The 13148-nt window shown below is 46.7% G+C and carries 15 protein-coding genes and 1 pseudogene; 14 read left to right on the forward strand and 2 right to left on the reverse strand.

The features are described 5' to 3' along the window. The first annotated feature begins 302 nt into the window (after nt 1-302). The 14 genes from GKG41_RS19195 (at nt 303) to GKG41_RS19260 (ending at nt 11685) form a co-directional block, all read left to right on the forward strand. On the forward strand, nt 303-1037 hold the full coding sequence (locus tag GKG41_RS19195; protein WP_154261453.1) for a hypothetical protein: 735 nt from the start codon (nt 303-305) through the stop codon (nt 1035-1037). Next, nucleotides 1030-1878, forward strand: a complete 849-nt coding sequence (locus GKG41_RS19200; RefSeq protein ID WP_154261454.1) for a zinc-ribbon domain-containing protein — start codon at nt 1030-1032, stop codon at nt 1876-1878. The genes GKG41_RS19195 and GKG41_RS19200 overlap by 8 nt, the downstream gene beginning before the upstream one ends. Before the next feature lie 332 nt (nt 1879-2210). Beyond that, nucleotides 2211-2441, forward strand: a complete 231-nt coding sequence (locus tag GKG41_RS19205) for a DUF6133 family protein (protein ID WP_020072893.1) — start codon at nt 2211-2213, stop codon at nt 2439-2441. Continuing rightward, nucleotides 2431-2883 (forward strand): A24 family peptidase, encoded by a 453-nt coding sequence (locus GKG41_RS19210; RefSeq protein WP_154261455.1) that lies wholly within the window; start codon nt 2431-2433, stop codon nt 2881-2883. The genes GKG41_RS19205 and GKG41_RS19210 overlap by 11 nt, the downstream gene beginning before the upstream one ends. Nucleotides 2884-2913: 30 nt before the next feature. Then, the gene (gene cpaB, locus GKG41_RS19215) at nt 2914-3738 is read left to right on the forward strand and encodes a Flp pilus assembly protein CpaB (RefSeq protein ID WP_066644887.1); all 825 of its coding nucleotides are present in this window, start codon (nt 2914-2916) and stop codon (nt 3736-3738) included. After that, a complete protein-coding gene (locus GKG41_RS19220; RefSeq protein WP_066644889.1) occupies nt 3738-4553 on the forward strand; it encodes a zeta toxin family protein in 816 nt (271 codons plus the stop codon). Before cpaB ends, GKG41_RS19220 begins: the two co-directional genes overlap by 1 nt. Then, entirely contained in the window at nt 4547-6073 is a 1527-nt protein-coding gene (locus GKG41_RS19225; protein ID WP_020072889.1) for an ATPase, T2SS/T4P/T4SS family, read from the forward strand. The genes GKG41_RS19220 and GKG41_RS19225 overlap by 7 nt, the downstream gene beginning before the upstream one ends. Further along, nucleotides 6070-6999, forward strand: a complete 930-nt coding sequence (locus GKG41_RS19230) for a hypothetical protein (RefSeq protein ID WP_154261456.1) — start codon at nt 6070-6072, stop codon at nt 6997-6999. Before GKG41_RS19225 ends, GKG41_RS19230 begins: the two co-directional genes overlap by 4 nt. 10 nt (nt 7000-7009) lie before the next feature. Beyond that, a complete protein-coding gene (locus tag GKG41_RS19235) occupies nt 7010-7882 on the forward strand; it encodes a secretion protein F (RefSeq protein ID WP_154261457.1) in 873 nt (290 codons plus the stop codon). A 15-nt stretch (nt 7883-7897) separates the two neighbouring features. Beyond that, nucleotides 7898-8293 carry a DUF4320 family protein gene (locus tag GKG41_RS19240; protein WP_020072886.1) on the forward strand — a complete coding sequence of 132 codons (396 nt, stop codon included), beginning with the start codon at nt 7898-7900 and terminating at the stop codon, nt 8291-8293. An 8-nt stretch (nt 8294-8301) separates the two neighbouring features. Further along, the gene (locus GKG41_RS19245) at nt 8302-8847 is read left to right on the forward strand and encodes a hypothetical protein (RefSeq protein ID WP_154261458.1); all 546 of its coding nucleotides are present in this window, start codon (nt 8302-8304) and stop codon (nt 8845-8847) included. A gap of 107 nt (nt 8848-8954) precedes the next feature. After that, nucleotides 8955-9515 carry a DUF6550 family protein gene (locus GKG41_RS19250; RefSeq protein WP_020072884.1) on the forward strand — a complete coding sequence of 187 codons (561 nt, stop codon included), beginning with the start codon at nt 8955-8957 and terminating at the stop codon, nt 9513-9515. A 68-nt stretch (nt 9516-9583) separates the two neighbouring features. Beyond that, nucleotides 9584-11269, forward strand: a complete 1686-nt coding sequence (locus GKG41_RS19255; protein ID WP_154261459.1) for a hypothetical protein — start codon at nt 9584-9586, stop codon at nt 11267-11269. A 74-nt stretch (nt 11270-11343) separates the two neighbouring features. Further along, the gene (locus GKG41_RS19260) at nt 11344-11685 is read left to right on the forward strand and encodes a DUF3852 domain-containing protein (RefSeq protein WP_154261460.1); all 342 of its coding nucleotides are present in this window, start codon (nt 11344-11346) and stop codon (nt 11683-11685) included. Between the two features lie 119 nt (nt 11686-11804). Here GKG41_RS19260 and GKG41_RS19265 read toward each other — a convergent pair. Both GKG41_RS19265 and GKG41_RS19270 read right to left on the reverse strand, forming a co-directional pair. Next, nucleotides 11805-12136 (reverse strand): annotated as a pseudogene (locus tag GKG41_RS19265) (CGGC domain-containing protein). 157 nt (nt 12137-12293) lie between these two features. Further along, nucleotides 12294-12941, reverse strand: coding sequence for a Crp/Fnr family transcriptional regulator (locus GKG41_RS19270; RefSeq protein WP_154261461.1), 648 nt, complete (start codon nt 12939-12941; stop codon nt 12294-12296). Nucleotides 12942-13148 lie beyond the last annotated feature (207 nt).

The raw sequence follows: 13148 nt of genomic DNA on the forward strand, positions 1-13148 counted from the left end.
AGTCTACGCAAGCGGCAGCATTAGGGACTGTCTCCAGCACATGGGAAGTGGCGGTGAACTCGGAGAATGTGCCTCCTGTCCACATTTTATTGATGACAAAACGGGACGGTATCTTGCTTTCCTGAATGCTGATGAAAAACGGAAACAGGTTGATGAAGACTGTAAATACCTTATGCGAGTATTGGAAACGGTCAGAAAAGGCACCGGATGTGATGAAGATATCCAGTCCGCGCTTCTAAAGCTGCAATACAGCAGCACAAGATACAGTCAATGTTTATATCGGAATATGGAGGAACTCTAAAATGGCAAGACCAAGAAAAATGACAACCGAACAAATGCTGTTGGTCGTTGACTCATATTATGCTACTAAAGCAGAAGGAAACGCAAGGCTTATGAAGTGCAGCCTTATCGCTGATTACGCAGCCAACCTTGGATATGTTGCAGATGGATATGATTTCAGGAGAAATCCTGAAGTTCGTGAACATATTGAATGCCTTAAGATAGAAGCAGAAGTCTTTGCAGAAGAAACGGCTGTCACTGCTTTCAAAAGCCTTGATGTGGCCGGCCTTATTCGTAACAATCCAAGTATGGCTCAGTTGACACAGGCACTGACTGAACTGAATGATTATTGGAAAAGGATTTATGATCATGCGGAACAGATATCGAAGGAGAATTCCGCACTTAGGAAAGAAAAAACGGAGTATCAAGAGGGACAAAAGAAGTCCGCTCTTTCGCAGGAAAAACTGGTGAATGAATATGGGGAGCTTTCTCAGCAGAACAACAAGCTGATTGTTGAAAACAGATATCTTCGTAAAATGCTTCGCACCTACCTCTATCCAGACATTGCGAACGAGATTCTGGTACAGGAAAAGGCCCTAAAAGGCAGCGGAGAAAAGAAGGTTACAGATACCGCTTTTAAAGATATGACTGAGTTGGGTGCTCCCCAATCTTTGCGCGAAGCCGCTTCAAAAGATATTTTCATGCAGTCTGAGGAAGAACGGCTGATCTCAAAAATGTGGGAGCTCTGTGATGAGTAAAAGGAAGAAGCTGTCTGAGAATGCTGCTCTGATGCAGCAATGGGATTTTGAAAAAAATGTACGTGGTCCTGAACATTTTACTGCATACTCTCATGTGAAAGTATGGTGGAAATGTGGCCAGGGCCATTCTTGGGAGGCTATGATTTTCAACAGAACCAATGGAGATGGCTGTCCGTACTGTATTGGAAAAAAGATTCTGACCGGTGTTAATGATCTGCAAACACTAAATCCTGTGCTGGCCGGTGAATGGGATTTTGAGAAAAATGCTCTCCTTCCATCACAGGTAGCGGCTAAATCAAACAAAAAAGCGTGGTGGAAATGCTCGGCCGGACATTCCTGGGAAGCAAGAATTTTCAGCAGGAATGAAGGATTTTCCTGCCCGTATTGTTCAGGGCAAAAGATAATTACGGGCGTAAATGATCTGCAAACGCTGAAGCCTCAACTCGCAAGAGAATGGGATTATGATAAAAACTCCTGCCTCCCATCCCAAGTGGGCATTAAATCCAACAAGAAAGCATGGTGGAGGTGTTCGCTGGGGCATTCTTGGCGCGCGATCATTTTTAACAGAACTGCCGGCCGCGGCTGTCCCTACTGCGCTGGTCAAAAGGTCTTAGTTGGATTTAACGATCTGGAAACACTGTACCCCAAAATTGCCGATGAATGGGATCGGGATAAAAACAGAATTCTGCCAACGGCTGTAACTCCCGGCTCAAACAAAAGAGTTTGGTGGAAATGTCCTGTTGGTCATTCATGGCGTTCAGACGTAGCAAGCCGGGTAAACGGCCGCGGCTGTCCATACTGTGTTGGAAAGGTTCAGTACAAGCCGAAGTGCGTCAGATAATTTCAAGCATGTTTCACAGGCCCAAAGTTCCGATTTGCTCAAACTGATGAAAGGAGACGAATTGAGATGAACAGATGGCTCTACCCCACAGGGAATCCCCCTGACCTACTATTATGGAGAACAGGAAGATGCAAATCTACAAAACTATTCTATCTGAGCTGCTGCCATACCCTATGGTGGTGGCTCACTTTCATTTGTAGATTTGATATGTTTTGTAGATTTTTAATATGTTGTCTACAAAACCATTTCACCCTGTAATTCCAACACTTTTAAACAAAGAACATTTTGTAGATTAAATTTTAGTTACACCACTTTGAATAGGAGGAAAATCCATGAAATATCTGTTTTGCAAGCTGAAAAGCAAGACTGCCACAGCCATCTCTAAAACTCATGGCATGCTTTCAAGCAATTGCGGGGAGGGCTATATTGACACGGCCATCAAAATTCTGCTGGCGGTTGTCATTGGCGCCCTGCTGCTGGCAGGGCTTTACGCACTGTTCGGAGAAACGGTGCTCCCGACATTGACCCAGCGCATCAAGGAAATGTTCAACTATGGAGGTTAACAACACCCTTCAAACGGTGCTTTTTTCTTTCCTGCTTATAGCAACTTCTGTGTGGGATATCCGCAAACGGATCATCCCGGACAGTACCTGTATCTTGATTGCATTGACGGGGCTGATTGATTTCAGTCCCGTCAATTTTTTGGGAATCCTTGCGGCGCTTCCGTTTTTGACCGCTGCTTTATGTAAGCCTGACAGTATTGGAGGCGGGGATATAAAGTTCACTGCCGCCGCTGGCCTTGCCATCGGCTTTTGGGGATGCGTGGTCGGACTGATACTCGGTCTGACCGCCTCCCTCATTTTTTACATCTTAAATCAGGCTATCAGAAAGCTCAAAAAACTGGAGCCGCAGAGAGCGTCACAGTTAACCCTGCCTATGGCACCGTTTTTATCCCTCGGCTTTCTTGCTGCAGCCATTATGAATATTGGAGGAACCATCCTATGAAAAAAATCCTTACCGATAGGAGGAAAATTTATGAGCCTATTTAAAAACCGCACGGTTGTCGGCGTAATCTGTATTCTTTTATCCCTTCTCATCTGCTTCGGAGTGACACCGCTATTCAATAAATCCATCAGCCAGAAAACAGAGATTGTCCGTGTAACAAAGGAAATTAAAGCAGGTGATGAAATCACCAAAGACATGATTCAAACCGTGGAAGTGGGCGGCTTCGGACTTCCCGAAAATGTCATACGCCAGAGCGAAACAGTTATTGGCAAGTACGCTAAAGCCGACCTTTCCGTTGGTGACTATATTCTGAATACTAAATTGTCCGACACTCCCGCCGCTGAGAACGCCTATCTGTACAATCTGGACGGCACCAAACAAGCCATGTCGGTGACCATCAAGAGCTTTGCAAACGGCCTTTCCGGAAAGCTTCAGAGCGGCGATATCGTGTCGGTCATAGCACCTGACTATAAAAAGCAGGGTGCCACCGTTATCCCTGCCGAGTTGAAATATGTTGAAGTGATCAGCGTAACCGCATCCTCCGGCTATGACGCTAATACCGGGGAAGCTCCTGCAGGGGATGATGAACGGGAACTGCCCTCCACGGTGACCCTGCTTGTCTCTCCCGAACAAAGCAAAATACTGGCAGAGCTGGAGTCTGACGGCAAGCTCCACCTGTCCCTTGTTTACCGGGGCTCCCATGCCAACACCACCAAATTTTTAGAAGCACAGGACAAAGTGATCGCCGCCCTCTATCCTGCAGAACAGACAAAAGACAGCCCTTCTGACTCTCATGCCGAGGGAACGGAAGAAAACCCCGTATCCGAAGCGCCTGCAGAAAGCGAGGTGCAGTGATGCTGAACTTCAAGAAAAAGAGCATCTTCACACGACAATCTGCCGAGGAAGATATCACGCAGGAGATGGAACCTCAGAGCGGCATTCTTGCCGTTTGGGGCTCACCCGGCAGCGGCAAGACGACCGTGGCGGTCAAGCTGGCGAAGTATCTTGCCGACCGGAAGAAAAACGTGGTGCTTCTGCTGTGTGACATGACCGCACCCATGCTGCCCTGCATCTGTCCGCCCTCGGCGCTGGAATGCGAGCATTCACTGGGCAGCGTCCTTGCAGCGGCTCATGTGACGGATGCTCTCATCAAGCATAATCTGGTGACGCTAAAAAAGCACAGACATCTCACCATCCTCGGCATGAAAAAGGGTGAGAACGAATACACCTACCCGCCTTATGAGCAGGTACAGGTACTTGAACTGATGGATGGTCTGCGGAAAATTGCGCCATTTGTGGTGGTGGATTGCGGCAGCTATATTGCCAATGACATCCTCTCCACCGTGGCGCTCATGGAAGCCGACAACGTTTTGCGACTTGCCAATGCCGACCTAAAATCGGTGAGCTATCTCTCCAGTCAGCTTCCTCTGCTTCGGGATTCCAAATGGGATGCGGATAAGCAATATAAGGTTGCAAGCAATGTAAAACCCCAGCAGGCCGGCGAGCAGATCGGACAGGCGCTGGGATCGGTGGCCTTTACCCTGACCCATTCGCAGGAATTGGAGGAACAGTATCTTGCAGGCAATCTGCTTGCCGATCTGTCCCTGAAGGACAGCCGTCAATTCCGCAGAGAAATTGAAAAAATTGCAAGGGAGGTGTTCGGATGTTAGGGAAAAAGAGAAATGCTCAGGCATTTTCCAAGAAGAATAAGCCGCAGGCCGAACAGAAAAAAACGGTCGAAACCCATTTATCCATAGCCCCTTTGACAAAACCTGCGGCTTTAAACAGCATCTCAGAGCAGGAACCCACGGTCAGACGCCCGGTAGATTTTGCAGGCGCGAACCGTGCGCATACGCTGTTCTTTACCCCTGAAGCCGAGGGAAAGAGCTTTTCATCAGTACTTGCCGATGTGCAGGAATATATTTCCGAAAACTACAGCACTCTCATCACAGCGGGCGGCGAGGATGCCAAAGCACAGCTTAAACGCTATATCGCCAAGTATGTACAGGATCACCGCATCTCGGTAAACGGCTTAAGCGGAAAAAAGCTTACAGATGCCCTCTACACCGAAATGGCGGAGTTTGGGTTTCTAACTAAATATATCTTTGGCACAGGCATTGAGGAAATCGACATCAACTCATGGCGGGATATTGAGGTACAGTATTCGGACGGACGAACCGTCAAGCTGGAGGAACGTTTTGAAAGCCCCCAGCACGCTGTCAATGTCATCCGAAGGATGCTTCACATCAGTGGGATGGTCTTAGACAACGCCAGCCCCATCGTGCTGGGACATTTGAGTAAGAATATCCGCATAGCCGTACTCAAAAGTCCCATTGTGGACGAGGATGTTGGCGTAGCAGCCTCCATCCGTATCGTAAACCCTCAGAGCATGAAGAAAGAGGACTTTGTCAAAAGCGGCACGGCAACAGATTCCATGCTGGATTTTTTATCTCTCTGTATCCGCTATGGCATATCAATCTGTGTGGCAGGCGCCACCAGCTCCGGCAAAACCACTGTGGCTGGCTGGGTGCTGACAACTGTCCCGGACAACAAGAGAATCTATACCATTGAAAACGGCTCCCGTGAGCTTGCACTGGTACGGGAAAAAGACGGTAAGGTGGTCAACTCGGTTATCCATACCCTGACCCGCGACAGCGACAATGACCGTCAGCGTATTGATCAGACCGATCTTTTAGACTATGCGCTCCGCTTTAATCCGGATATCATCGTGGTAGGAGAAATGCGCGGTGCGGAAGCGAATGCTGCGCAGGAAGCTGCCCGGACCGGCGTAGCGGTATTGACCACCATCCACTCTAATTCCTGCGAAGCCACTTACCGCCGCATGGTGTCTTTGTGCAAACGTGCCGTGGATATGTCCGACCAGACCCTCATGGACTATGTCACGGAGGCCTATCCGATTGTGGTGTTCTGCAAACAACTTGAAAACAAGCAGCGGCGCATGATGGAGATTCAGGAATGCGAAATTCTGCCGGACGGCACAAGACACTACCGCCCGCTCTTTCAGTATGTGATCACTGAAAACCGTATTGAGAACGGCAAATTTATCATCGAGGGACATCACGAACAGGTGAACACCATCTCAGACAGCCTTGCCAAACGACTGCTGGAGAACGGTATGCCTCAGGCACTCATTGAAAGTCTTCGAAAAAAGGAGGTGCGAAGTGCATGACAACAATACTTTTAATTGCTTGCATCGGAATGATTGCAGGCTTTTTTATTCTGTTCGGTCTTACGCCAATGGAATTTACTTCCGCCGTATTCACAAAGCTCACCGGCAGACCCAAGTCCCTCCGTGATGAGCTGGACGAGTTCACCCGCAGAAAAAAGAAGTCCTATCTGCGCCGTGAAATAGACGAAGTGCAATCGATTCTTAGAGTAACCGGAAGGACGGAACGCTTTCCCATGCTCTGCGTCCTGTCCCTGTTATTTTTTGCCGTGGGCGCATCCATCGCCATCATGCTCTCAAACTTTTTTCTTATTCCTGTAATGGCGATAGGCTGTATGTTCCTGCCCTTCTGGTGGGTAAAGCTCACTGCCGGCCACTTCAAAAAGGACATTGCGGCGGAGCTTGAAACGGCGCTTAGCATCATCACCACGGCCTACCTTAGAAACGAGGATATTCTGACGGCGGTGGAGGAAAATCTCCCATACCTGAACCCGCCTGTGCTGTCCGTATTCAAGGAATTTGTATCCCGTATTAAGTTAATAGACCCGGATGTAACGGCGGCTCTCCATGATCTGAAAAGCCGGATTGACAACACTGTATATGCCGAGTGGTGCGATGCCCTCATTGCTTGTCAGCATGACCGCAGTCTCAAAACCACCCTGACTCCCATCGTCAGCAAGCTCAGCGATATGCGTGTGGTCAACGCTGAGCTGGAAAACATGGTTTTTGAGCCCCGAAAGGAATTCATCGTCATGCAGGTTCTTGTCATCGGCAATATACCGCTCCTCCATTTTTTGAATCAGGACTGGTATCACACGCTGATGCACACACCATTGGGGCAGATTATCCTGACCATCTGTGCCGCCGTAATGTTTGTTTCCACAGCCTTTGTCATTAAGCTGACCCAGCCCATTGAATATCGAAGATAGGAGGACGCCTATGACAATCTATCTCTTTCTATTCGGAGTCCTCCTGTCGGCGGGGCTCTTTTTCATTGCCGCCGATCTGCTGCGGCTGCCCACTCTCGCCACCCAAAAGGCGATTCTGTCGTCAGGAAAGCAGACTAAGGAGAAGTCCAAAACCATCGATATGCTGCTGCGCAATGCAGCTATCCGGCTATGCCACTACATCCGTATGGATGAATATAAAAAAAGCCGAATGGCAAATGTCCTGTCGGCAGCAGGATTTTCCGACTCACCGGAACTGTTTATGGCAATGGCAATTGTCAAGGCGATGAGTATTGCGCTTTGCATCATTCCATGCCTTATCGTCCTGCCGCTGCTGGCCCCCATTGTGCTTTTTACTGCCATACTGGTCTACTTCAAGGAAGTCCGTAAGGCAGATGAAGCTCTGGCGGCCAAGCGAGGTAAAATCGAGCAGGAACTGCCACGCTTTGTTGCAACCATCACCCAGGAACTGAAAGCCAGCCGGGATGTGCTGTCCATATTGGAAAATTTCAAAAGAAATGCAGGCGAGGACTTTGCGGCAGAGCTTGATATTCTTACGGCAGACATGCGTTCCTCCAGCTATGAAGCGGCTCTGACTCGCTTTGAAGCAAGGTTTAATTCGCCAATGCTCTCGGATATTACAAGGGGGCTGATCGGTGTACTGCGCGGGGATGATGGAGTGATGTACTTTCAGATGCTTTCGCACGATATGAAGCAGTTGGAGCTCCAACGTCTGAAATCACAGGCTATGAAAATTCCGCCGAAAATCCGTGTGTTCTCTTTTGCCATGCTCATGTGCTTCATCATGACCTACATGGCGATTATTGTCTATGAAATCATCACATCCCTCGGCGGAATGTTTTAAGTTGGAGGTGACCACGTGCTGAAAATCCTGAAAAGTAAGAATGGCGAGGGATATATCGATGTAGCGGTGCTGGTTTTATGTGCTATGCTGGTCATCGCCCTTGCCGTGAATGTGTTTCCTGTCTACATCCAAAAGCAGCAGATTGACACCTTTGCCGCAGAGCTCATTCGAGAAGCGGAAATTTCCGGCCAGGTCGGCAGTGAAACCGAACGCCGTGAACAGTATCTACGGGAAAAGACCGGTCTGAGCCCTACAGTGGCATGGTCGAAAACCGGAAGGATTCAGCTCAACGAGGAAGTCACGGTAACGGTCACCTATCAGACTAATATCGGACTGTTCGGAGGATTCGGCTCCTTCCCGATAACGCTCAGGGCTGATGCCGCAGGAAAATCGGAAGTCTATTGGAAGTAGGTGATGAGATGGAAAAAACCAAGCGTATCTTTAAAGATAAAAACGGCTCAGGCTTTCCGCTCATCATTGCCATAACCCTGTCGCTCTTGATTGTCTTTACCGGCATTTCGGAATATTTCCGGCTTATGATTGTTGCACAGGGTGTGCGGGATGCATTACAGGCTGCCGTCATCTCCACCGTCAACGACAACTATGACGATGTGTACCACGGTGTGCGGGAAGGCTACAGCGGATCCTACCAGCCCATTGCGGAGGATTTTGAAGAAAGTCTCGATTACGGCGATATATATAACAGGCTGGACGGTATCCTCGGTCTTTCCTACAGTGGCGGCTATCATGAAAAACGCACTTCTGACGGAAAGCTGGAATTTAAAATATGGAATCTGGATGTGGATATTCGAAATGCTCCTTTCGCATCAAGTGACCAAGTCTCTGCCCGCTTTAAAGCTGACAGCACCATCATGCTGGAGGTTCCGGTATCCTTTGGAGGAAAACTGCTGCCGCCTATGCGTATCAAAGTCAAGACCAGTGCCGGGTATACGCCGAGATTTTAATTTTTTGTGAAAGTCTATTTTGTAAGGATAGACTTTTTGAAAAGTTCGTGGTAGGGTGTGACTTAACAAGGTAAATCTCAAAATTTTACAAATAGGAGGACACTCTTATGAATAATAAAATGAAGAAATGGCTGACTGTCATCGGTTGTCTCGCCATCTGTGCAGTATTGGTGGTACTGATTGGGCAGCAGTTCAAAAGTCCAAAACCGGTGGACAATCCGCACCCACCTCAAAGCTCCGATGTGAGCAATGTGACAGTAGACCCGAAGGTTCCGCAAAATACAGAGAAAGAAAAAGATGTCACCATAGCCCCTTCTGACACCACCCAGCCGACAAGCACCGACAATGGTGCGGTTTCCAGTGGTACCGAGCAGACTATCCAGGGTGATGTATCCAAGCCGGAATATACCGAGGAACAGCTCAAAAATCCTGAACAGAAGCCCAACGGCGATGAAGTTACGGAACAGGATAAGCCTGTCGACCATGATAAAGTGGAAAAGCCCAAGACTACTCCAAAAAGCGACGGCCAGCCGCATGGCGGCGATACCAAGGACGGTAAAATCTACGTGCCGGGTTTTGGATGGATTAATGATCAAGGCGGTGGTGGACAGGGTACCGTTGGTAAAAGCGATGGCGATATCAATAAGCAAGTTGGTACAATGGACTGAATAGCAGAGATCTAAAAGGCACGGTTGAAAGTTACCGTGCCTCAATTTTTGAAAAACAGGAGGACAGGATGAAAAAAGTAATTAGAATCACATTCATACTACTGCTGACACTGTCCATGCTTTTTCCCATAAATGCTTTTGCAGATACAGGCGGCAGTGGAAACATTGACGGCGGCGGAGGCGGGATGGGCAGCGGAACCAGCACAAACACATGGAGCCCCGGTAACGAAGGCGTTCGCATTACTGTGGTTCGAGCAAGTGATCATACTGTTGTGACAACTCCTATCGATTTAACAAACAAATCCCCCAATAATATTAAAGTGCATTTTGGAAAGACAAGCAAGCTGCAATATAATGCAGGGAGTGCTTTGACGGCCATGACAAGTAAATACCAATATATTAATCCGCCACAGGCTATGCCGCAAATTATCAGCACCAATGGTAGCAACAATATTGAAGCAATCAAGAAATACTTTTGTTCAGAATACATCGTACAGATGATTGCCAATCACACAGGCATGGATTATGACATCCTCATCGGCGGAGAGTATAAAATTCTTTTGGAACCCATCGCCTACTACAAATTTGAAGGTGTTATGATTGCCACCACCGCTACCGAAGCTGCGCTCTACGATGAGCAGACAAGCGGCCTTTTAAGGCGGCGTATGGTGTCCCTTACTCATAAGAATTTGCCCCTCGCCATGTTTCTTGAAGTAAGTGATCTCGGTTATCCCGCATGGGGAGGAAGCAGGACAAGCGCCGCTTCTAATGCGGACATCAAGTCCAGCCTTGGGCTTGGCATTGTCCGTTTTACAGAAAGGCCGGAGGAACCTCAGATTGACGCCTACGATTATGAGTACCGTGTGAATACGGATGTCATTACGGCAATCAGAGTCAGCGGCGGTCAATCCGACCCCGACAGGCCCACCCGTGTCAGCTTTAATATCGGTGGGCGAACCTACAACGTGGGTAATGTTTATTATCCTGAAGGAGACAGTCAGCTTGCGTGGGTAAAATGGAAAACCCCGGATACTGAGCAGACATTGACAATCCATGTGACGGTATCCGGTCCCGGAAGCACCGCCAAAACCACCCTCAATGTAAAAATCGTTGATCTTGACAAAAATTCTCCGCCTAATCCCGTAGCCGATGACCGCAACGACAGCTACCGTATCGCCGGTGTTCCGAACAGAGCGATAAAAAGCACGGCAAATTGGAGTGTTTGGCGGCCGTGGTGGCAAGAGTACTGGGTATGGCATGGGGATGATGAAGATGGATATTGGTGCGATCACGGATGGTGGGAATTTGACCTGGATCGCTACAGCGCCAGCCTGACCGCTGCCATGAGCATCAAGTGTGACAACCGTAACCCTACTGCCAGCGGAAGGACAATGAAATCAGGATACGGCATCAATCAGACAGTTATCGGAAGTGTCAGCTCCAACCAAAGCTCAGCAGTTACTCAGCCGCAGAATGCGGTCAGCTACTTCCCGGAGTTTGGTTATGAAACCTACTGGCGGCTTTTAGAACGTATGGGTTCGGGGCGGTTTGAATTTCAACGTAATCCTTATTCCACTTACAAAAATCGCACTCATTTCAGCCCGATTTGGATGCCTGATGGAGCCTATACCGTTAACACTTGGCTCATTGATGGGTGGACGCCGGATGGGATGCTGTCCGCCAACCTCACTGACTCCCTTACAATTCGCGGGAATTTGTGGAGCGACTGGCATGTCGCCCCCCTCAATCCTTAATAAAATATCAGAAAAAGAGCAAGGCTGCAGAAGTATTTCTGCGGTCTTTTCTTAACTTTGGAAAGGTGGTCTTTATGAAGAAATACAAGAAAACAGCTCTTGTTTTGACTTTTGCCCTCATGGTAGCCTTTGCGTTTAGTACGACAGCATACGCCGCTCCGACCGGGGATGTGGCAGGGGCTATTGAGGGTACTTGGCGGGACGCCTCCGGTCAGATCAAGACGGTTGTCAACAACGTGGTGTTTCCCGCCATTGACCTCATTTTGGCAGTGTTCTTCTTTGCCAAATTGGGGATGGCGTATTTTGATTATCGGAAGCATGGTCAGTTCGAATGGGCCGCACCGGCTATTCTGTTCGCCTGCCTTGTGTTCACGCTGACGGCTCCGCTATATATCTGGACTATACTTGGGTTATGATAGTGAAATAGATAGAGGGCAACCAAGCCATAAAGCGGTGAGGTTGCCCAAACTTTTGATGTAATCAAGATTAACTTTGGTAAGGCTGCTTTTTTATATTAAGGTATGTACTTTTCTATTTAATGTGTAAAATCGATATATTGAATATGTTCTGGCAAATCCGCTTGGATTGCTTCTTTCATCTTCTTAGCAAACGGACAAGGATATCCAATGGGATTTCCTCTCTGTATACAAGAAGCAAATACAATGGTGTCTGCACCACGCTTTACAAGTTCTCTTGCCCGTAAACAGCCTTTTTACCAGGGCATCCGCCACAGCTTGTAAAGCCTATAATATCAATATCTTCTTCAACATTTTCAAAAGCACCTTTTTTATCCCGTATCACCTTAAAATCAGTTGAACCTGGGCAATAATCTTCTGTTTGCATACACCTAATAATGCCTACTTTCATTAAGATGTTCCTCCTCCTATATAAATTCGCTCTAAAAGCATAAAATCAACAATACTTTAATTAGCTTGTATATAAAAGTTTACCATAGTAAAGCAAGGGTTACAAGTAACTTATTATGAACACAGACAATGGATACTACGTTATGGAATTCGATTGTTTAATATTTGTTTTTTATTGCGATTGTACGGTTATTAATTTCAATAATACCTTCCTCTTTTAATTTTTTAAGCTCTCTGAACAAAGAAGGTCTTTGTACACCTAAATAATCTGCCAGTTGTCTTTTACTCATTGGAAGAAGAATTACCGAAGATTTCTGTATGATAGTTTGCTGTTTAAAATAATCCATAATATTTTCTCGAAGTGTTCTTTGCGTAAACATTGCTATTTTCTGATTTATTCCTTGAGAATTTTGTGAGATTGACTTTATATAATGCAATGTGAAATTGTAATCATGCAAAAACTCCAAAACAGCATTTATGTCAATATGGATAATTTGACAATCTGTAAGGCAATAGATAGTAAGCGGATAACTGTGGTTTTCACCAAATAATAAATTTGCTCCTATCACACTTCCCTGACTAAATTCAAACATTGTAGTTGCTGAACCGTTAGTTGATAAAGAATACGCAACCAAACTTCCTGACAATACAATATCTAATGTACGGCAAGTTTCATTTGCATTATGAACGGTTGCACCTTTCATATAGTGTTTTCGATAAATATGATTACCTGCTATTAGTTTTTCTAAATCAGATTCCTTTATAGCTGAAAATAATGAAATGTTTCGTAAAATGTCAATATTCATGTGAATTTACTCCTCTATTTTAAAACATTATATCAAAAAGAAACATCGGTGTCTATTTGAACATAATAAACTGCTTTATAATTGTGTTATCACAAAAAGAACGGAGGATTTGTATGGATATTTTTACAGCAGCAATGTGGATAGGAACGATCGTATTCCTTTTGATTTCCTTAAAAAAGGATAAAGTTAAGACATTGAAAGCACTTA

Origin of the sequence: Lactonifactor sp. BIOML-A5 (assembly GCF_009677585.1) — a bacterium.
GTDB lineage: Bacteria > Bacillota > Clostridia > Lachnospirales > Lachnospiraceae > Lactonifactor.